Raw genomic sequence first — 24,237 nt, forward strand, 5'->3', positions numbered from 1 at the left:
ATGACACAGCAAGATGTTCAATTGTTTTCGCTAAGCCAGCCACAGCAACGGATTTGGTATACGGAGCTTCTGTATCCTAATCGGAACACATCAACAATTATTGCAACAGTAAAAATCAGGGGAACTGTTCGTATAGATGCCTTGCAGCAAGCAATGAACCGGGTAATTGCCCAAAATGATTCTTTTCGTATCAAAATTACTGCTCAGGATGGGATTCCGTATCAATATGTAGAGCCGTTTACGGCGGAAAGTATAGAAACGCTCCAAGTTATCCCGGAAGAAGCAAAGGAATGGTTAAAGCGCCATAATCCACAGCCGTTCTCATTGTTGGATTCGCAGCTGTACCGATTTGTTATCTTGCAGCTCGGAGCAGAAGAAACCTGGTTTAATTTTAAAATGCATCATATTATCTCAGACGGCGTGTCCATGAATCAGGCCATTAATGAAATCACCGGACATTATATGGATATTGTGCATGGTACAGGTCAAGATACGCCGACCAAGGGCATTCCCTATCTGGATTTAGAGCAAAGCTATGAGCAATCAGACCGTTATCAAAAGGACAAAACGTACTGGACGGAAAAGTTTGCTGATTTGCCAGAGACTACAGGTTTGAAATCATATAACCCGCTGACACTGAGCACAGCTGCACGCCGGGAGAGCTTTATACTGGAACATGAGTTGTATCGTGGTGTTACGGCTTTTTGCGAGGAACATAAAATTAGTATTTTTACGTTCTTCCTGGCGGCTCTGTATATTTATTTGCATAAAGTGACGGGAGAGCAGGACTTAAGCGTGGGGACACTCTATGCCAACCGTACGTCTAAGAAGGAAAAGGATACCATCGGTATGTTCGTCAGCACTGTGGCTACGCGCCTGTTGGTCGAACCAGAATCCGAACTGCTGACCTTCCTGCAGGGTGTAGGGAAGGAGCAGGCGTCTATTTTGCGGCATCAGCGTTACCCGTACAACAAAATTATTCAGGATTTGCGTGAACAGCAAAGCAGTCTGGACATTCAGCGTCTGTTTGGTGCTTCCATTCAGTACCGTACTTTGAGTTTCTCCCGGTTTGATGAAGCCATTCAGCAGGTAGATAACGATTTCTGCGGAGATACGGTGAACGACTTCGATATTCACATGGTTGAAATGCTGGATGATGATAGACTCGTGCTGTACCTAGATTATCGTACCGAACTGTTTAGTGAACAGGAAATTGCTCGAATTATTCGACAATTTTTGAGTGTGGCGGAGCATATGGTGCAGGGCCCACACAAGCGGATACAGGAATTGTCGCTGATCAGTGAGGAAGAACGGGCGCAAATCGTCGACGTATTCAATGCTACAGCGGTGGAATATCCACACGAAGCAGGCATTCATGAATTGTTTGAGGAACAGGCTGAACGTACACCGAATCAGACAGCAGTTGTGTTCGGAAATGCCCGTTTAACTTATGGCGAACTGAATGTAAAAGCAAATCGACTGGCTCACACGTTGCGCGGACACGGTGTTACCGCCGAGCAAACTGTAGGTATCGTTGCTGAGCGTTCCACGGATATGATCGTCGGCATGTTGGCGATTCTCAAAGCGGGCGGCGCATATGTACCGATTGATCCTGATTATCCCGCTGAACGTGTACGTTACCTGTTGGAAGATTCGGGGGCGAAGTTGCTGCTGGTGCAGCGCGCAGAACAGCAACCGGAGGAATACACCGGAATCGTACTGGATCTGAGCGATACTAAGGTGTACGGGGCAGAGAATGACCAAAGCTTGAATACCGTACATTGGGAGCAAAACGAGGCTTATCATGCGGATTATACCGATTATACAAATCTGAAAAATGAGATTTTAAATGAATCATCCTCGTCTATCGTAGACAGCACTGCTGCAGAACAAGAACGTAATTTTGGAAACCGACTAGCTTATTTGATGTACACTTCGGGCACAACCGGACAGCCCAAAGGGGTTATGGTAGAACATCGCAATGTTGTGCGTTTGGTGAAAAGTACAAACTATGCGCAATTAGATGCTGATACACGCATTTTGCAAACTGGCGCTGTTGTCTTTGACGCGTCCACCTTCGAAATTTGGGGTGCGCTACTAAATGGTGGACAGCTCGTGCTGGTAAGTCAGGATGTCATTTTGGACGCTCCAAAGCTCAAGGAAGCCGTGCGCAACCATGGTATCACGACAATGTGGCTGACTGCACCGCTCTTTAACCAGCTATCTCAGCAGGACTTGGAGCTGTTCGAGGGGGTACAAGAACTGCTGGTCGGTGGTGATGTGCTGTCCGTACCGCACATTAACCGGGTGCTGGAGGCTCATCCGTCCCTGCGGATCATTAACGGCTATGGGCCGACAGAAAATACAACTTTTTCTACAACTCATGCGATTGCCAGCGTGCAATTGGAAGCGGTGCCGATTGGGCGTCCGATCCACAACTCCACAGCGTATGTCGTAGATCGTTCCATGCAGCTTCAGCCTGTTGGGGCATGGGGGGAGTTGATCGTCGGCGGCGACGGGGTGGCACGTGGCTACCGGAACCGTCCGGATTTGACGGCTGAAAAGTTCGTAGATAGTCCGTTCCGCAGCGGAGAGCGCTGCTACCGCACAGGCGATTTGGTGCGCTGGAATGAGGACGGGACGCTGGAATACAAAGGACGGATCGACGCACAGGTGAAAATTCGGGGCTACCGGATCGAGCTGGGTGAGGTGGAAGCGCAGCTGTTGAAGCTGGAAGCGGTGCAAGAAGCCGTCGTCATTGCACGTGAGGATGAGCAGGGGCAAAAGCAGCTCTGTGCATATGTAGTCACCCTTGCGGATATCGCGGCTAGTGAGCTGCGAAGCGCCTTGAGCCAAGAATTGCCGGGTTACATGGTACCGTCATATTTTGTGCAGCTGGAGCAATTGCCGTTGACACCAAATGGCAAAGTGGATCGTCGGGCGTTGCCGCAACCGGAGGGCAGCGTGGATTCCGGTGAGGATTACGTAGCAGCCCGTAATGAGGTAGAACGGACGCTAGTGTCCGTGTGGCAATCTGTACTTGGTATCGAGCATATTGGTGTGCTGGATAACTTTTTCCATCTGGGGGGCGACTCGATTAAGGCCATCCAGGTGTCTTCAAGACTGCTGCAAAATGGTTACAAGCTGGAAATGAGAGAGCTGTTCCAGTATCCGACGATTGCTGAGCTGAATGGACGGGTGCAGCGGGTGACCCGCGTTTCCGATCAAGGAGAAGTCAGTGGAAACGTGGCATTGACACCGATTCAACACTGGTTCATTGAGCAGCAGCCATCCAATCCTGAGCACTATAATCAGGCTCTGATGCTGCACCGTGAGGATCGTTTGGACGAAACGGCGCTTCATCAGGCACTGCAATGCATTGTCGAGCATCATGACGCTTTGCGCATCGTATTCCGCCAAAATGTGGACGGTGGATATGAAGTATGGAACCGTGGCGTGCAAGAAGGGGAACTGTACAGCCTCGAAGTGGTTGATTTTACAAATGAGTCTGACTTTGCTCATTTGCTGGAGAACAAAGCCAGCGAAATTCAAAGCAGTATCCGTTTAGATGAAGGCCCTTTGGTGAAGCTGGGTCTGTTCCGTTGCCCGGATGGAGACCATTTGTTGATAGCGATTCACCATTTTGTGGTCGACGGCGTGTCTTGGCGTATTTTGCTGGAGGATTTGGCATCCGGCTATGAGCAGGCTTTACGGGGCGAGTCTGTCCGTTTGCCTAATAAGACAGATTCCTTCCGCCTTTGGGCAGACCAGCTGTCCGCTTATGCGAGCAGTAGAGCGTTGGAGAACGAGCGTGCGTATTGGGAGCAGATTGAGCAAGCAGGGAAGAGTCAGACATCCTTGCCTAAAGATTACACTCGTAAATCTCAGGCCAAGCCACAGCTTCGCGATGATCGGACACTGACAGTAGCGTGGACAGTCGAAGAAACAGAACAATTTTTGAAGCAGGCACACCGGGCCTACAATACGGAAGCGAACGACCTATTGCTGACAGCTCTGGGCACCGCAATTCAGGAGTGGGCAGGCATCCGTCAGGTGCTTGTAAATCTGGAGGGTCACGGACGGGAAGCTATTTTGCCGGATGTGGATATTACGCGTACGGTCGGTTGGTTTACCAGCCAATTCCCGGTTGTACTCGATATGGGCGAGGAACAGAATGTGGGACGGCGTGTCAAGAACGTCAAAGAAGGACTGCGCCGTTTGCCGCATAAAGGAATTGGATACGGGATTTTGAGATATCTTGCTGACGGGGAAGGGGAAGCCGCTTTTGTCGCCGAGCCGGAAATCAGCTTTAACTATCTCGGACAATTCGATCAGGATTTAAAGAAAAATGCCTTTCGCATGTCTCCTTATTCCATCGGAGCTTCCATTAGTGACACGTTAACCAAGCGGTATGCTCTGGATATCAACGGCATGATCACGGACGGTGCACTGGAACTGACGATCAGCTACAGCAACAAAACGTTCATGAAAAAATCAATCAAAAAGCTGGCTGATCTGCTGCAGGAGAGCTTGCGTGAGGTATTGGCTCACTGTGTGGAAAAAGAGTTGCCAGAGCTGACGCCAAGCGACTTGTCCTTCCAAGGACTGACGGCTGGAGAGCTGGATCATATTGTAGAGCAGACGGCTACTGCGGGAGAATTAGAAAATATTTATTCGTTAACACCGATGCAAAAAGGCATTCTGTTCCATGGCTTAATGGAGCCGAAATCCGGGGCGTACTTTGAGCAGGCGACATTTGATCTGCAAGGCAGCTTTCAAGTGGAGGCTTTTGCCGAAAGCTTAAATCAACTGGTGGATCGCCATCAAATATTCAGAACGAATTTTTATAGCGGATGGAATGAGCAGCCTTTACAGGTGGTGTACCGTCATAAACATGCCGGGTTCCGTTTTGAAGATGTTCGTTCAATGGGACAAGGAGAGCAGGACGCATACATTGCTGGTTTTGCTGAGCATGACAAAGCCGAAGGCTTTAATTTCAGCTCAGGCGAGCTGATGCGGGTGTCTATTTTGCGTACAGGCGAGGAATCCTACCGTTTTGTGTGGAGCTTCCACCATATTTTGATGGACGGCTGGTGTCTGTTCCTAATTGTAGGAGAGGCATTTAATACGTACTTTGCCATCCTCGAAGACCGCAAGCCGGAGCTTGTCCCGGTAACGCCATACAGTGAATATATTGAATGGCTAGAGCGGCAGGACAAAGCAGAGGCTGAACGGTTCTGGAGTGATTATTTTGCTGGTTTCGAGCAGCAGACGGTATTGCCGCAGGCAAAACAGCTGGACGGTCACGCTAAAGAATATGAAGCGGACAAACTTTTGTTTACACTGGACCGCGAAGTGACGGAACGGATGAACAAGCTGGTTAAGCAAAAGCAAGTGACGGTCAATACACTGCTGCAAGCAGCGTGGGGCGTTGTGCTGCAACGGTATAACAACAGTCGGGATGTTGTATTTGGCAGTGTCGTATCCGGCAGATCAGCGGATATTCCGGGCATCGATAAAATGATTGGTTTGTTCATTAATACCGTTCCTGTACGGATTCACAGTGAGAAAGATATGACGTTTGCTGCGTTAATGAAGCAGATACAGGAGCAGGCACTGGCCTCCCGTGCTTATGAAACCTATCCGTTGTATGAAATTCAGGCCCTGACAGAGCAAAAACAGGACCTGGTGAACCATATTATGGTGTTTGAAAACTACCCAGTGGAACAGCGTATGGAGCAAATGGGTAGCCGTGGTGAGAATGGTTTTACGATTGCCAATGCTTCCGTATCGGAGCAAACGAACTATGATTTCAACATTACGGTTGTGCCGGGTGATGAAATTCATGTCCATTTGGAGTACAACGCGCGAGTATTGGAACGCACAGCTGTAGAGCAAATCCGCGAGCATTTGCTGCATATGATTGAAGAAGCGATTAACAGACCAGATGCGCTGGTAGATGAGCTGGAGCTGGTGACTGCTTCGGAAAAAGCAAAAATCATCGACGGTTTTGGATCAGTGGGCGTATCTGCATGGAGTGATGAAAAGCAATCAGAAGGGTTGTTCCACGCCTATGTGGAAGAACAAGCGCAGCTTGCGCCGGATCACGTGGCAGTTGTATACGAGGAGCGGCAGCTTACATACCGTGAGCTGAACGAGCGTGGGAACCAACTTGCTCGTAGATTGCGGAATGAAGGTATTGGGCGCGAATCCATTGTTGGTATTTTGAGCGAGCGCTCGGTGGACATGCTGGTTGGCGTATTGGCAGTATGGAAAGCCGGCGGGGCATATGTACCGTTAGATGCGGATTATCCGTCCGAACGTATCCGCTTTATGCTGGAGGACAGCGGCGCGACAGTGCTGCTGACGCAAATCGGCTTGCAGGAGCGCGCGCAGGCATGGCTGGAGGAAAGCCGACAGGCTTTGGCCGGAGGGCAGTCTGAGGGCGAGCTGGAAACGGCGGTTAGCATTGAAACGATGGAAAGAGACAGCCTTAATGAGGGATTAAGCTTGAAATCAGATTCGCCACCTGACAGCGAAGCAGCATCCAAATCCGCAACGAACTTGCGTCTGCACACCGTACTGGCGCTGGACGATGAGTCGCTGTACACCGCGGATGCCACGGATGTGGAACCTATCAATGAGCCGCAGGATCTGGCGTATGTGATCTACACGTCCGGTACAACGGGACGTCCGAAAGGGGTCATGATCGAGCATCACAGTTTGGTAAACACAGCCGCGGCCTACCGTCGGGATTACCGTCTGAACCAGTTTCCGGTATGTTTGCTGCAACTGGCAAGTTTCTCCTTCGACGTATTCGTTGGCGATATCGCGCGGGCGCTCTATAACGGTGGCACGATGGTCATCTGCCCGAAAGACGACCGGATTGACCCAAGCCGTCTGTACGGCTGGATTCACGACTATCAGATTACGGTGTTCGAATCCACACCGGCTTTAATCGTACCATTCATGCAGCATGTGCATGAACAGGGACTGGACATGAGCAGTCTGGAATTGCTGATCACCAGCTCGGATAGCTGCAGCGTGACGGATTATCGGGTGCTGCAAGAACGGTTTGGCGCGGATGTTCGTATTATGAACAGCTACGGCGTCACGGAAGCGGCGATTGATTCCAGCTTCTACGACGAAGAACTGTCGAAGCTGCCAAGTAGCGGCAATGTACCGATTGGTCAGGCGTGGCTGAACGCCCGGTTTTACATCTTGGACAGCCAGTTGAATCCGGTGCCGATCGGCGTACGGGGCGAGCTGTGCATTGGCGGTGCCGGGGTGGCACGAGGCTACCTGAATCGTGCGGGCCTGACGGCCGAGAAGTTCGTGGCCAATCCGTTCGTGCCAGGTGAACGATTGTACCGCACAGGTGACTTGGCGCGGTGGATGCCGGACGGCAATGTGGACTTTATCGGCCGGATGGACTATCAGGTCAAAATCCGCGGATACCGGATCGAGCTAGGCGAGATTGAAACGGCGATCCAGCGGGTGCCGGGTGTGCGTCAAGCGGTAGTCATCGACCGGACGGATGAGCGTGGACACAAGTATTTGTGCGGATACATCACAGGAGAAACCGAGCTGCGGATCGAGGAGGTACAGGCCGAGCTGGAAGCAGCACTGCCAGCACATATGGTACCTGCACGCTTGATGCGACTGGAGACGATCCCACTGACGAGCAACGGCAAAATCGACCGCAAGGCCTTACCGGAACCGGAAGGAAGCATCCATACGGGTGCAGCTTATGTGGCACCGCGAACTACGGTGGAACAAGTATTAGCTTCGGTGTGGGCTGGGGTGCTGGGCGCAGAAGCCGTAGGTACGCAGGATAACTTCTTTGAACTGGGCGGCGATTCGATCAAAGCGCTGCAAGTATCCTCCCGATTGCTGCAAGCAGGGTATCGACTGGACATGAAGGATTTGTTCAGCAATCCGACGGTAGCGTCACTCAGTCCTTTGCTTCGTACAGATGGCAAGATTGCCAGCCAGGAAGAGGCCGTAGGCAAGGTAGAACTGACACCTATTCAACGGTGGTTCTTCGAGCAGCAGCCGGTTGATCTGCACCACAGCAACCAGGCGATGATGCTGTATCGAGCTGGGCGCTTTGACATAGAAGCGTTGCGCCGTACGATGGACCGTATTGTCCAGCATCATGACGCATTGCGCACGGTATTCCGTGAGACGGAGCAGGGCTATGCCGCTTGGAACCGCAGTGTGGAGGAAGGCGAGCTATACACGCTGGACATTGTAGATTTTAGTGGAGTTGAAGACGAATCCACCGCTGTAGAAGCCAAGGCGAGTGAAATTCAAGCCAGCATTCATTTGAGCGAGGGGCCGCTTGTGAAGCTCGGTCTGTTCCATTGCGCTGAGGGCGACCATTTATTAATGGTCATTCATCATTTGGTTGTGGACGGTGTTTCGTGGCGTATTTTGCTGGAGGATTTGGCATCCGGTTATGAGCAGGCTGTTGCAGGTCAAACAGGCACAGCTATTCGACTGCCGCATAAAACAGATTCATTCCAGGTATGGGCTAAACAGCTGTCAGCCTATGCGAATCGTGCGACGATGGGACGGGAGCTAGCCTACTGGCAGCATATCGAACAAGCAGAAGTAAGCCTTGTGAAGCCTTTGCCGAAGGATTTCACGAATGACAATGCACGGCTCGGAGACAGTGAGGTTGTGACTGTCCGCTGGACGAAGCAGGAAACCGAGCAGTTGCTCAAACAAGCTCATCGCGCATACAGCACGGAAATGAATGACCTGTTGCTGGCTGCGCTCGGAAAAGCTGTCTATGACTGGTCTGGTTCCGAACGGGTGCTGGTCAACCTGGAGGGCCATGGACGGGAAGCTATTGTACCGGATGTGGATATTACGCGGACGGTCGGTTGGTTTACGAGCCAATTCCCGGTTGTACTGGATGGAAGTCTGGCACAAGGGGGAAATACCGCTCGTCTGATCAAACGGGTCAAGGAAGACCTGCGTCATATCCCGCAAAAAGGTATTGGCTACGGTATTTTGCGATACCTGTCAGATATGAATGTTTTGGAGAAAGCAGGCGTGCAGTTACAGGCGCAGCCTGAGATCAGTTTTAACTATTTGGGCCAATTCGATCAGGATTATAAAGGCAACGATCTGGAGCCTTCCTCCTATTCCATTGGTGCACCTGTCAGCACGAACGCGGCTATGGATTTTGCACTAGATATCAATGGATTAATCGAGGATGGGGAGCTGATGTTCACTATTCGCTACGGCACAACGCAGTTCCGTCATGAAACGATTGAACGGCTGGGAGAACTACTGGTATCCGGTTTGCGTGAGGTGATTAGCCATTGCGTTGCGCAGGAAAGAACGGTGTTGACCCCAAGTGATGTCTTGTTAAAACATGTAACGCTGGACGAGCTGGAGCAATTGGTGAAAGATACACAAGATATGGGTGAACTAGAAAATGTGTATGCTTTGACGCCGATGCAAAAGGGTATGCTCTTCTTCAGTCTAATGGATGAGAGTTCGGCAGCTTATTTTGAGCAGGCCACCTTTGAATGGAATGGACGGTTTGATGTGGTTGCTTTCAGCAAAAGCTTTGATCTGCTCGTACAACGTCATGAGGCGTTACGGACGAACTTTATCAGTTCATGGAAGGATGAGCCTGTACAGGTCGTTTTCCGCAATCGCAGCGGAGAGTTGTACTATGAAGACCTGCGCGGACTGGAAAAAGAAGAACGAGCAGCGCGTGTTGAGACTTTTACCCTTGCCGATAAAGCGAAAGGATTCAATCTCGCAGAGGATGCACTCATTCGTATTTCGATCCTGCAAACCGGGGATGAAACATATCACTTTATCTGGAGCTTCCATCATATTTTGATGGATGGCTGGTGCTTGTCCTTTATGACACAGGAGGTATTCGGCAGCTATCTGGCACTGCGCGCGGGTCATAAACCCGTACTGGAGCCTGTTACGCCGTTCAGTCGATTTATTGAATGGCTGGAACGTCAGGACCGTGAGGCGGCCCTGCAGTACTGGAGCAGATATCTGGAAGATTATGAGCAGCAAATTACGCTCCCGCAGCAAAAAATACAGCCTAAATCGATGCACACCGGGGAATATGTTGCTGAAGATCTGGATTGCGAATTTCAGCCAGAGCTGGTTGCCCAGATCGAACAAGTGGCGAAGCAAAATCAGGTGACGATCAATACGCTGATTCAGACGGTATGGGGCGTCTTGTTGCAAAAATATAATAACAGTTCGGATGTTGTGTTCGGCAGCGTTGTGTCCGGTCGCCCAGGGGATATTCCAGGTGTGGAGCACATGATTGGGCTATTCATTAACACGATTCCAGTGCGCGTGCAGTCTGAACAAGGTGAAACCTTTGTCGAGCTGATGAAACGAACACAGCGGCAGGCGCTGGCTTCCAATGCCTACGATGCGTTCCCGCTGTATGAAATTCAAGCACTGACCGAGCAGAAGCAGGATTTAATTAACCATATTATGATATTTGAAAATTATCCGGTGGAGCAGCAGGTAGAGCAGTTGGGCAGTGGTGGACAGGAAAAATTTACGATTTCGAACGTGGTGTCTACAGAGGAAACCAACTATGATCTGAACGTCGTCGTTATGCCGGGTGAAGGCATCAAGATTCGCTTTATGTATAACACGCTCAGCTTTGATCAAGCAGGTATTGAGCGTCTGTATGGGCATTTTGCACGCCTGCTGGAGCAAATTTCGCTCAATTCGCATGTTCGTGTTGAAGAGCTGGAACTACTCACAGCAGCGGAAAAACAACAGATTACAGCGGCATTTAATGATACCGCCTGTGCATTCCCATGCAAACAGACGATCCATCAGCTGTTCGAGGAGCAGGTAGAATATACGCCAGATCAGGTGGCATTGGTGTTTGGACATCAGCGTCTGACTTATCGGGAACTGAATGAACGGGCAAATTCATTGGCCCGAATGCTTCAAGCACAAGGAGTAGGACCTGACAAACTGGTCGGACTGATGGTACAGCGTTCCGTGGAAATGATCGTAGGTCTCCTGGCTGTTCTCAAAGCAGGTGGTGCTTATGTGCCGATTGATCCCGAATTTCCGTCCTCTCGTATTGCATACATGCTGGAAGATAGCGAGGCCACAGTGCTTCTGACCAGTCGTGATTTGTTGGAAGAGCATCATTGCAACGCCAATGCCATATTTCTTGAGGATGCAGCCTTGTATCAGGGAATGAGCGGCAACCTGGAGGCGATTGCCCGCCCAGAGCATTTGGCTTATGTCATCTATACGTCTGGTTCGACTGGAAATCCGAAAGGAGTTATGCTCCAGCATCGCTCGGTCCTCAACTTTATTACCGGGATGCGCGAAGTCATTGACTTTGAAGCGAGCCAAACCATTTTGTCACTGACGACCATTTCATTCGATATTTTCGTCTTGGAGACCATCTTGCCTCTGTTGGGTGGAATGACGGTTGTGCTTGGCGACAGCCAGCATCAGGTGAATCCGCAGGCACTGGGTGAGTTGATTGCACATCATCATATTGAGATGTTGCAAATGACCCCATCCCGGTTACAAATGCTGCTAGGTCATGAATCAGGTTCCCGCGCGCTGCGAAACGTGAAGGCCATTATGGTCGGGGGTGAAGCTCTTCCGTCCAAGCTGCTCGCAGCACTGCAAGAAATAAACGGTCCTCGCATCTATAACATGTACGGACCTACAGAAACGACGGTGTGGTCGACCGTACAGGAACTGACTCATGCTCAAGACATTAATATCGGACGTCCTATCGCAAATACCCAAATCTATATCATGAATGCGAATGGGGAATTGCAGCCCGTCGGCGTACCGGGCGAGTTATGTATTGCAGGGGAAGGATTGGCCCGTGGGTATTGGAAACGTGAAGAACTGACGGCCGAGAAATTTGTGAATAATCCGTTTGCTGATGACAAGTCAGACCATGAGCGGATGTATCGCACAGGCGATTTGGCGAGATGGATGCCGGACGGCAACATTGAATATTTGGGTCGGATGGACCATCAGGTGAAAATCAGAGGTTACCGGATCGAACTGGGCGAGATCGAATCGCAGCTGCTGCAGGTGGAGTCGGTACAAGAAGCGGTCATCATGGCACGCACGGACGAAACGGGCCAAACACAGCTCGTGGCGTACTACGTGGCGAGTCAAGAGCTTAAAGCCGGTGAGCTGAGACAGGAGCTGGGGCGGGAGCTGCCAAGCTATATGGTGCCGTCGTATTTCATCTGGTTGGAGCAGATGCCGCTGACACCGAATGGTAAAATCGACCGCAAGTCCCTGCCAGCACCAGAAGGCAGTCTGCACAGCGGTGCGGATTATGCAGCGCCACGCACTGTAGCAGAACGAACACTCGTAGCGATCTGGCAGTCCGTCCTGGGCGTGTCAACCGTCGGTATTTTAGACAATTTCTTTGACCTGGGCGGCGATTCGATCAAGGCGATTCAAATCGTGTCGCGTGCGTTCCAGGCAGGCTACAAGCTGGACATGAAGGATTTGTTCCGCTATCCCATCGTCGCAACCCTGGCACCGCATATGCACGAGGTCAGTCGTATGGCCGATCAGGGAGAAGTGAGCGGAGAAACGGCGTTGCTTCCGATCCAGCATGGGTTCTTTGCGCAGGCGCAAGTGGATGCGCATTACTTTAATCAGGCGGTTATGCTGCACCGGGAGCAGGGCTTTGACGAGTCTGCGCTGCGTCAGGCGCTTGGCAAACTAGCAGAGCACCATGATGCACTGCGGATGGTGTTCAGCAAGACCGAGCAAGGCTATAAAGCATGGAACCGCGGAATACAGGAAGGCGAGCTGTATCATCTGGACGTGCTGGACTTTAGCAATTTGGCGGATGAAGCTATGCTCAGCGCGGCAATTGAGGCGAAAGCCAGTGAAATTCAAAGCAGTATCCAGCTGTATGAAGGACCGCTGTTAAAGGCTGGCTTGTTCCATTGTGCAGATGGGGATCATCTGTTGATGGTGATTCACCATTTGGTGGTGGATGGGGTATCCTGGCGTATTTTGTTTGAGGATTTGGCTACTGCCTATGAACAGGCCGTTCATCAGGAAGTGCTTCAGCTGCCGGACAAAACGGATTCCTTCCGTTCCTGGTCACAAAAACTTTCCACCTATGCGAATAGCGCAGCCATGGAAAGTGAACACGCCTACTGGGAGCAATGGAACGCAGCGGCTTTGTCTGACCAAGTACGTTTACCTGAGGATCAAGCACAGGCTGAGCCCTTTACCTTGGCTGACACGGATACAGTGGTCGTCCAGCTTACGGAAGAAGAGACTGAACGGCTGTTGAAGCAAGCACACCGCGCATATAACACGGAAGTGAACGATCTGCTTCTGACGGCACTGGGCATGATGCTGTACACGTGGACGGGTCATGAACGCAGCCTGATTAATTTAGAGGGACACGGACGTGAAAACATTTTGCCGGATACGGACATTTCTCGTACGGTAGGCTGGTTTACGAGTCCATATCCGGTATTGCTGGACATCGGTCGCAATCACGCTTGGTCGGAACGCATCAAACAGGTCAAAGAGAGCCTGCGCCATATTCCCAATAAAGGAATGGGCTACGGAATCTGGAGACATCTGAGTGAATCCGGCCAAGTCGCCAGTCAGCAAACCAATACACTGAATCCTGGTCAATATCAAGCTTTTGCCGAGCCGCAAGTAAGCTTTAACTATCTCGGACAGCTGGATCAGGACTCGCACAACAGCGGTATGCGTAGGTCTCCTTACTCAATTGGAACGGTCGCTAGTGACCGGACGAAGATGAAATATGCTCTCGATGTGAGCGGAATCGTAACGAACGGCATTCTGGAACTCGACATTCGATATAACGGCAAAGCCTTCCGTAAGGACACCGTCCACATGCTAGCCAATCTGCTGAAATCCAACCTGCTTGAAATGATCGAGCATTGTGTCACACGGGAGCGGACCGAATTGACTCCAAGTGATGTATTACTAAAAGGTCTGACAATGGAGCAATTAGATACGATTAAGGAGCAGACCAAGACGGTTGGGGAATTGGAAAATGTGTATCCGCTAACCCCCATGCAAAAGGGGATGCTGTTCCATAGTTTGATGAATGCAGAAACAGGCGTGTATTTTGAACAGGCAACCTTTGATCTGGAGGGGCACTTTGAACCGTCCCTATTCGAGGAAAGCTTGAAGCTGCTGGTTAGCCGGCATGCTATATTACGGACGAATTTCTACAGCGGCTGGTATGGTCAACCGTTGCAGATCGTCTATCGTCATAAAAATCCGAGCTTCCGTTATGAGGATGTCAGAGGGCGCGAACACGCTGTAGCTGAATTTGTGGCCCAGGATAAAGCTCAAGGCTTTGATCTAAGCAAGGATGCGCTTATGCGAGTATCCGTCTTCCGCACGGGTGAAAGCTCATACCGTTTTGTATGGAGCTTCCATCATATTGTGATGGACGGATGGTGCCTGTCCCTGATGACGGACGAAGTGTTTGGGGCATATGTTGCCTTGATGGAGCACAAACAGCCAGAGCTCGCACCTGTCAAGCCCTATAGTGATTATATCGAATGGCTGGAACAACAGGATGCACAGGAAGCGACCCGTTATTGGAGTGACTATTTGGCAGGTTTTGAGCAGCAAACCTTGTTGCCTGGTGAGAACGCACAAGCTTCTGTCGTCGCATGCAATGAAGAATCAGACGGAAGCGGTGCGGGTTCCCATTCCGGCTATGTTTTGGAAAAGTTGCCATTTAGGTTGGGTAAAGAACGGACTGCGGCATTAAACCAAATGGCCAAGCAGCAGCACGTCACGATTAACACATTGCTGCAAAGCGTTTGGGGTGTTATTTTACAGCAATACAATAATAATCAGGATGTTGTGTTTGGTGGTGTGGTATCCGGTCGTCCGGCAGACCTTCCAGGCGTGGAGAACATGATCGGACTGTTTATCAATACTATACCGGTGCGGATTCAAAGTGAATGGAATGCTACATTTGCTGAAATATTGCAGCGTACGCAGGAGCAGGCTTTGGCCTCCAGTGTCTATGATACGTTCCCGTTGTACGACATTCAGGCACTGACTGAACAAAAACAAGACCTGATTCATCACATCATGGTCTTTGAAAACTACCCGATCGGGCAGCAGATGAAGCAGATGGGCGGTTCTGACGAGACAAGGTCACAGACGGACTTCTCGATTGCCAATGTGGCACTTGCCGAGCAAACCAACTACGATTTCAACCTGATTGTCGTGCCTGACGAGGATATCTCCATCCTGCTTGAATACAATGCGCTCGTGTATAGCAGGTCTGCCATGCAGCGTATCCAGGGCCATATCGACCATGTCATCGGACAAATTGTGGACAATCCGAATATCCGAGTGAGTGAACTGGAATTGGTGACACCGGAAGAACAGGCACAGCTCGTTCAGGTCTGGGGGGATACGGCGGCAGCTTATCCGCAGGATCAAACGCTAAGTGCACTGTTCGAGCAGCAGGCAGCGAAAACACCGGATCAGGTGGCAGTGTTGTGCGGAGCGGAATCGTTGACCTACGCTGAGTTGAATGAGCGAGCGAACCGTTTGGCCCGGACGCTGCGTGCGGAAGGGGTTGAACCGGATCAGCCGGTAGGCATTCTGGTTCAGCGTTCGCTGGACATGATCGTAGGCATTTATGCGATCCTCAAGGCAGGCGGAGCTTATGTACCCATCGATCCAGAATATCCGGCGGACCGCATCCGCTTTATGCTGGAGGATTCGGGTGCGAAGCTGGTGCTGACGCAATCGCATTTGGCGGAGCAAGCCTCACGGAGTTTCGACGGCCAGGTGCTGGTGCTGGATCGTCATGAGCAGGATGGCCAAGACATTTACCACAAAGACGGTTCGAATCTGGAGCCATTGGCCGGACCGCACCATGTAGCCTATGTCATCTATACCTCTGGCTCCACCGGGAAACCGAAGGGCGTGATGGTGGAGCACCATTCCGTGCTGAACCGGATTTTGTGGATGCATGATCGGTACGGCTTGAGTGCGGAAGATACGGTTCTGCAAAAGACCGCCTTCACGTTCGACGTATCGGTGTGGGAGCTGTTCTGGTGGTCGCTGGTCGGCTCGAAGGTGAGCTTGCTGTCGGTAGGTGGGGAAAAGAACCCGGAAGACATCGTCGATACGATTGCCCGCGATGGCGTGAGCACGATGCACTTTGTTCCCGCCATGCTGCATGCGTTCCTGGAGTACGTGGAGCAGCAGCCACGGGAAGTGATGCAAACGAAGCTGGGCACGCTGCGCCACGTATTTGCCAGCGGCGAAGCGTTGCCGCCACAGCATGTGGCCCGGTTCCAGCGGCTTGTGTCGAGCTTGGCCGGAGCGAAGCTGATCAACCTGTATGGACCAACCGAAGCGACGGTGGACGTATCGTACTTCGATTGTGAACCGGATGAGGAATATGCGGTAATTCCGATCGGGAAACCGATTCAAAATATTCGTCTGTACGTCGTGAAGGAAGGTACGGAGCAATTGCAGCCGATCGGGGTTGCGGGTGAACTGTGCATCGGCGGTGTCGGCGTAGCCCGCGGCTATCTGAACCGTCCAGAGTTGACGGCGGAGAAATTTGTGAAAGACCCGTTTGCCGAAGACGAAGCCGGCTATGAACGGATGTATCGCACAGGGGATTTGGCGAGATGGATGCCGGACGGCAACATTGAATATCTGGGCCGGATCGACCATCAAGTCAAAATCCGGGGGTACCGGATTGAGCTGGGCGAGGTCGAATCGCAGCTGCTCCAAGTGGAATCGGTACGCGAAGCCGTGGTGCTGGCGCGTGCGGATGAAACGGGACAAAAACAAATGGTGGCGTACTATGTCGCCGGGCAAGAAATGGGTGCTAGCGAGCTGAGAAGTGAGCTGGGCCGAGAGCTGCCAAGCTACATGGTGCCGTCGTACTTTGTACAGCTGGAGCAGATGCCGCTGAGTCCAAATGGCAAAATTGACCGCAAAGCCCTGCCAGCACCGGAAGGCAGCCTACAAACCGGAACGGATTATGCAGAGCCGCGTACCGCGCCAGAACGCGCTCTAGTAGCGGTCTGGCAGTCGGTACTGGGACTGCAGACTGTCGGTATTTTGGACAATTTCTTCGATCTGGGCGGCGATTCGATCAAGGCGATCCAAATCGCATCCCGTGCGTTCCAGGCTGGCTATAAGCTGGACATGAAGGATTTATTCCAGTATCCAACGGTTGCAGCGCTGGCACCGCATATGCATGAGGTCAGTCGTATGGCAGATCAAGGAGAAGTGAGCGGGAAAACTGCTTTGCTTCCGATCCAGCATTGGTTCTTTGCGCAGGAGCGCGAGCGTCCGCAGCACTTTAATCAGGCGGTCATGCTCTATCGTGCCAAGGGCTTTGATGAGACGGCGGTTTGCCAAGTCATGGATCACATCGTGAAGCATCATGATGCGCTTCGTACGGTTTTCCGTCAGGCTTCATCTGGTTACGAGGCTTGGACACGCGGTGTAGATGAAGGCGCATTGTATACGCTGGAAACCGCAGACTACCGTGAACAAGCATCCTATGCGGAAGCGCTGGAAGCGAAGGCAAATGAAATTCAAAGCAGCATTCACCTGTCCGAAGGGCCTCTGGTCAAGCTGGGATTGTTCCGCACAGCCGAGGGCGATCATCTGCTCATAGTCATTCACCATTTGGTGGTGGACGGGGTGTCGTGGCGAATTCTGTTTGAAGATTTCTCGACAGGTTACGAGCAGGCGATCAAGGGCGAGCCTGTACGATTGCCCTTTAAAACGGATTCCTTCCAAACATGGGCACGGGAGTTGTCGTCTTACGCCAACCGTCCAGAGGCTGCATCGGATGAAGCCTACTGGCAGCAGCTGGAACAGGCCAAAGCGAAAGCGGCACCGCTGCCTAAGGATTTCGCCTACGAGGGCTCCTTGAATGCAGACAGCGAAGTGCTGACGGTGGAGTGGACCGAGGCTGAAACGGAGCAACTGCTAAAGCAGGCCCATCGTGCCTATAACACCGAGGTCAATGATTTGCTGTTGACCGCGTTAGGATTGGCGATGCACAACTGGACAGGCGCCGGACAGGTGCTGGTGAATCTGGAGGGACATGGCCGGGAAGCAATCCTGCCAGAGGTGGATATTACACGTACAGTAGGCTGGTTTACGAGCTTGTATCCGGTGCTGCTGGACACAGATGTCAACCTGACGCTGGCCCAGCGGATTAAAGAAACGAAGGAAGGTCTGCGCCGCATTCCACATAAAGGGCTGACCTATGGCACATGGCGCTACTTATCGCCTGCGTCTGCATCAGGTGAAGCGCAGGCGATTGGAGCAGAACCGGAAATCAGCTTTAACTACTTGGGACAGGTCGATCAGGATGTGCAAAACAGTGGAATCACATGGTCATCCTATAGCGCAGGGGAGACAGAGGATGCCCATTCACCGCTGCAATATACGCTGGATTTGAACGCGATGATCTCGGAAGGCACGCTGCGCTTGACGATCGCTTACAGCCGTAAGCAGTATCGCCAAGAAACGCTAGAACGTGTGGCGAGCCTGCTGCAATCCGCTTTGCAAGAGGTGATTACGCACTGTGTCGCTCAGGAACAGCCAGAGCTGACGCCGAGTGATGTGTCCTTCAAAGGTCTGACGACTAGAGAACTGGAACAAATTGCGGAACAGGCGGCACATACCGGTGAGCTGGAAAATGTATACGCGCTGACGCCGATGCAAAAGGGCATGCTCTTTTACAATCTGATGGATTCGCAATCAGGAGCTTATTTTGAACAGGCCTCCTTTGATCTGCGAGGACATTTTAATATGGATGCGTTTGCGGCAAGTTTGGATGTATTGGTGCAGCGGCATACGGTACTGCGCACGAATTTCTACAGCGGCTGGAAGGATGAACCGCTGCAGGTCGTGTACCGGAATAAGCGCAGCGAACTGTATGTAGAGGATTTGCGGGATATGGAGCAAGAGCGGCAAAACGAGTACATCCTCGAATATACGCGCAAAGACAAGCAAAGAGGCTTTGATCTGGCGCAAGATGCTTTGATGCGTGTGGCTGTTTTGCGCACAGGTGAGGATGCGTACCGTTTTGTATGGAGCTTCCATCATATCGTGATGGACGGCTGGTGCTTGTCGCTGGTGACAGGCGAAGTGTTTGCGAGTTATTTTGCGATACTGGCTCATAAGCAGCCTGAACTGGCCCCTGTAACGCCGTACAGTCAATATATCGAATGGCTGGAACAGCAGGATCGTCAGGCAGCATCAGGTTACTGGAGCAAGGTTCTGGAAGGATATGAGGAACAGTCCCGCCTGCCACAGGCTAAAATGCAGGGCAAAACGGGGTATCAGGCAGAGCGTTTGGATTTCGACTTGGGCGCGGATCTAACGGCTGGCATTCAGCGCGTAGCCAAGCGTTATCAGGTAACGATCAATACGTTGATGCAGACCGTTTGGGGCCTGTTGCTGCAAAAGTATAATGGCACAGATGATGTAGTGTTTGGCAGCGTGGTATCTGGACGTCCGGCAGACATTCCGAATGTGGAGTACATCATTGGTCTGTTTATCAATACCATTCCTGTGCGTATCCGCAGTCAAGTGGACAGCTTATTCTCAGACGTGATGAAGCAAACCCAAGAGCAATCGATTGCTTCCCATGCCTATGATACGTACCCGTTGTATGAAATTCAGGGGCTGTCGGAGCTTAAGCAGGATTTGATCAATCATATTCTTATTTTTGAGAACTATCCGGTAGAGGAACAATTGGAGCAATTAGGCAACGGTAATGAGTCCAGCTTCAGTATCACCGGAGCCGAGTCTGTCGAGCAGACCAACTATGACTTTAACGTGGTGGTGCTGCCGGGGAATACCATTCACATGAGCTTTGGCTATAATGCCTTGGCCTTTGAACGGGAAAGTGTAGAGCAAATTCGAGGTCATCTGGTACAGCTGCTGGAGCAGGTGACAGCGAAGCCGGACATTCGCGTACATGAGCTGGATATGGTAACCACGCGGGAACGTGAGCAAATCGTTGAGGCTTGGGGTAATACTGCGGCAGCATATCCAAGCGAGCAAACGATCCATGGCTTGTTCGAGGCGCAAACCGCGCAGACGCCGGAGCAGACAGCACTGTTCTTCGAAGGAGAGCGGTTGACTTATCGTGAGCTGAATGCACGCGCCAATCGTTTGGCTCGTACCTTGCGCAGTCAAGGCGTGACGAAAGATCGTCTGGTGGGTCTGATGACCGAGCGTTCGGTGGACATGATCGTGGGCATCTTCGGGATTTTAAAAGCTGGAGGTGCATATGTCCCCATCGATCCGACGTATCCAGAGGAGCGTATCCGCTATATGCTGGACGACTCAGGTGCAAAGCTACTGTTGACACAAAGTCATCTGGTGGACAAAGCAGCTATCGACGGTCACGTGCTGGTGTTGGATGGGGAGCAAACGGTGTACCACGAGGATGGTTCCAATCTGGAGCCGTGGTCCGGTCCGAACGATCTAGCCTATGTGATTTATACGTCAGGGACCACAGGGCAGCCGAAGGGCGTGATGCTGGAGCATCACGGGCTGTGCAATCTGAAAACGTATGTTGATCAGACGCTCAAGATCCGTACGTCGGATCATGCGTTGCTGTTCGCCAGCTATTCGTTTGATGCGGCTTGCTGGGAAATCTTCCAGGCACTGTTCTGTGGAGCCACACTGTATGTACCAACGTCAGAGACGATTTTGAACTACGAGCGGTTTGAGCAATATATGGCGAATCACCAAATCACGGTAGCAGCTTTGCCGCCGACCTATGCGGTCTATCTGGAGCCAGAACGGATGCCAAACCTGCGTATTTTGTTTACGGCGGGTTCAGCATCTTCAACCGAGCTGGTATACAAGTGGAAGGATCAAGTGGCGTACTACAACGGATACGGTCCCACCGAAAACTCGGTGGCGACGTCCATCTGGCCGGTATCCGAGGATGAGAGAGCCGGACAACTGATTTCCATCGGACGCCCTGTGCCGAACCATCGGGTATACATGCTGGATGTGCATGGACATTTGGCTCCGGTAGGCGTAGCGGGTGAACTGTGCGTGTCCGGTCCGGGTCTGGCCCGGGGTTATCTGGATCGCCCAGAGCTGACGGCTGAGAAATTTGTACCGAACCCGTTTGCGGCTGGGGAAGCCGGCTATGAACGAATGTACCGTACGGGTGACTTGGCGAGATGGATGCCAGACGGCAACATCGAATATTTGGGCCGGATCGACCATCAGGTGAAAATCCGGGGCTATCGGATCGAGCTGGGCGAGGTCGAGGCACAAATTTTGAAGGTGGAGGACGTACAAGAGGTCATCGTACTGGCACAAGCGGACGAACAGGGGCAAAACCAACTGGTGGCGTACTATGTTGCTGAACGGGAAGTAAGCGCTGGTGAGCTGCGCAGCTTACTGGGCGAGGAGCTACCAAACTACATGGTGCCTTCGTATTTCATCCAGCTGGAGCAGATGCCACTGACACCGAACGGTAAAATCGACCGCAAGGCCCTGCCGGCACCAGAAGGCAGCCTGCAAAGCGGAGCGGATTATGCAGAGCCGCGCACAGCGCTGGAGCAGACGTTAGTGTCCATTTGGCAGGCTGTATTAGGAGCGAAGAGAGTCGGAATTCTGGATAATTTCTTTGATCTGGGCGGCGATTCGATCAAAGCGATCCAGGTATCCTCCCGTTTACTGCAAGCGGGCTACAAGCTGGACATGAAGGATTTGTTCCAATATCCTTCCGTCTCGTTGCTGAGTGGTCATGTTCACAAGGTCAGCCGTACAGCCGATCAGCGGGTGGTTTCGGGGGCAGTTAAATTGACCCCAATACAGCAATGGTTCTTTGGACAATCCTCAGCAGAGCCACATTATTTCAACCAGTCGGTGATGCTGTATAGAGCGCAAGGCTTCGATGAAGCCGCATTGCGTGAAACGGTGACCAAGGTAACTGAGCATCATGATGCTTTGCGTATGGTCTTCCGTCAGACCGAACAGGGCTATGAAGCGTGGAATCGCGGTTTGAACGAAGGCGAGCTGTATCGTCTGGACGTTGTTGATCTGACGGATGTGCAAAACATTACAGATGTTGCAGCAGCCATTGAAATGAAAGCCAATGCCATCCAAAGTTCCATTCGTCTGGACGAAGGACCGCTGGTGAAGCTGGGACTTTTCCGCTGCATGGATGGAGATCATTTACTGATTGCCATTCACCATTTGGTCATAGACGGGATTTCATGGCGGATTGTGTTTGAGGATTTTGCCACGGGATATGAGCAGGCGGTTCGTGGAGAAGCCATTCGTCTGCCTTATAAAACGGACTCGTTCTCCACTTGGGCAGAGCGCTTATCACAATATGCGAATAGTCCGGCGATCGAAAATGAACGCGAATATTGGCAGCGTCTTGCCCAAATAGAAATTGCATCGTTGCCTAAGGATCAAGAAAGAGCGGAAGGGCAGCATTTTCTGATCAGAGACAGTGAGACTGTGTCTGTGGCTTGGAGCGAGCAGGAAACACGGATGTTGCTTCAAGAAGTACACCGTGCGTACCACACCGAGGTCAATGATCTGCTGTTAACCGCACTCGGCACAGCGGTATATAACTGGAGCGGTCAGGAGCGTGTGCTGGTCAATCTGGAGGGACATGGCCGGGAAGCCATTGTTCCAGATATCGACATCACCCGTACCGTGGGCTGGTTTACGAGTCAGTATCCGGTGCTGCTGGATGTGGACGGAAAGGCAGCAGTCGGGCAGCGAATCAAGCGGGTGAAGGAAGACCTGCGCCATGTACCGCATAAGGGTATTGGCTACGGCATTTTGAACTATATGTCTCAGCATGATGCCCATCCTTCCTGGACCCTGCAGCCTGAAATTAGCTTTAACTATTTAGGACAATTTGATCAGGACTTGGAAAATGGGGATATCACGCTGTCTTCACATCCAGGTGGAGAGCCGATGAGTGACCATACCGTTCTGGAGCATCCTTTGAATGTGAACGGAATGATTACAGCGGGCGCGCTGACACTGGACATTCGCTATGACAGTAAGGTATATCATCAGCAAAATGTAGAAAAATTTGCGCAGTTGCTGCAGGAAAGCTTGCAGGAAGTGATCGCTCATTGTGCCTCCAAAGAGCGGAGTGAGCTAACACCAAGTGATGTATTGTTCAAAGGCTTGACGCTTGGTCAGCTGGAACAATTGACAGAGCAAACAGCTTCTGTGGGCGAGCTGGAAAATGTGTATGCTCTTTCGCCTATGCAGAAGGGGATGCTGTTCCATAATCTGATGGAGCCGGAGTCAGGCGCCTACTTCCAGCAAGCGTCGTTTGATCAAAAAGGCAGCTTTGATGTTGAAAATTTCCGCAAGAGTCTGGATGTACTGACACAGCGTCATGAAGCGCTGCGGACGAATTTCCATATGTTTGAGACAGGGCACAGTCAGGAGCCATTGCAGATCGTGTTCCGTCACAAAGATAGCGACCTTTCTTTCCAAGATGTACGCGGCATGCAGGAAGCGGAGCAACAGGCGTATATCCAGGCGTTTAAGCAAGAGGACCAGGCTAGGGGCTTTAATCTTGGTACGGATGCACTTATGCGCGTACAGGTATTGCAGACCCATGAAGAAACGTATCATTTGGTATGGAGCTTCCATCATATTGTCATGGATGGCTGGTGCTTATCGCTCGTTACGGGTGAAGTGTTTGGTACGTACTTTGCGCTGCTGGAGCAGAAGCAACCGGAGTTTGCAGCGATTACACCGTATGGCCAATATATCGAATGGCTAGAGCGTCAGGATGAACGTGCGGCAAAAGAGTACTGGAGCAGCTATTTGGCGGGCTTTGAACAGCAGACGTTGTTACCTGGATCGGATACTTTATCGAAAGACCAAGCGGCTAATACGGTATCCACTACAGCAAGTGAAACCAGCGAGTATGTTTCTGAAAAAATAACGGTAGATCTGGACCCAGCGTGGAGCGAAGCCATACACCGGATCGCGAAGCAGCAGCAGGTCACGATTAATACGCTGATGCAGAGCGTGTGGGGCCTTATTTTGCAGAAATATAACAACAACGAGGATGTTATTTTCGGTAGTGTCGTATCTGGACGTCCGACGGATATTGCTGGCGTAGAGCATATGATTGGTTTGTTCATTAATACGATCCCGGTGCGGATTCAAAGTGAACGGAATGCC

1 protein-coding gene (running past one end of the window) is annotated in these 24,237 nt (G+C 51.5%); it reads left to right on the forward strand.

Annotation, left to right across the window (positions count from 1 at the left end; genetic code table 11):
- Positions 1-24,237, forward strand: the 5' portion of a protein-coding gene (locus ACYCSE_RS21480; RefSeq protein WP_459699796.1) for a non-ribosomal peptide synthase/polyketide synthase. 17,991 nt of this gene lie beyond the right edge of the window; the window shows 24,237 of its 42,228 coding nt (coding positions 1-24,237); it begins with the start codon at positions 1-3; its stop codon lies beyond the right edge, outside the window.

The organism is Paenibacillus sp. SEL1, from assembly GCF_054602535.1.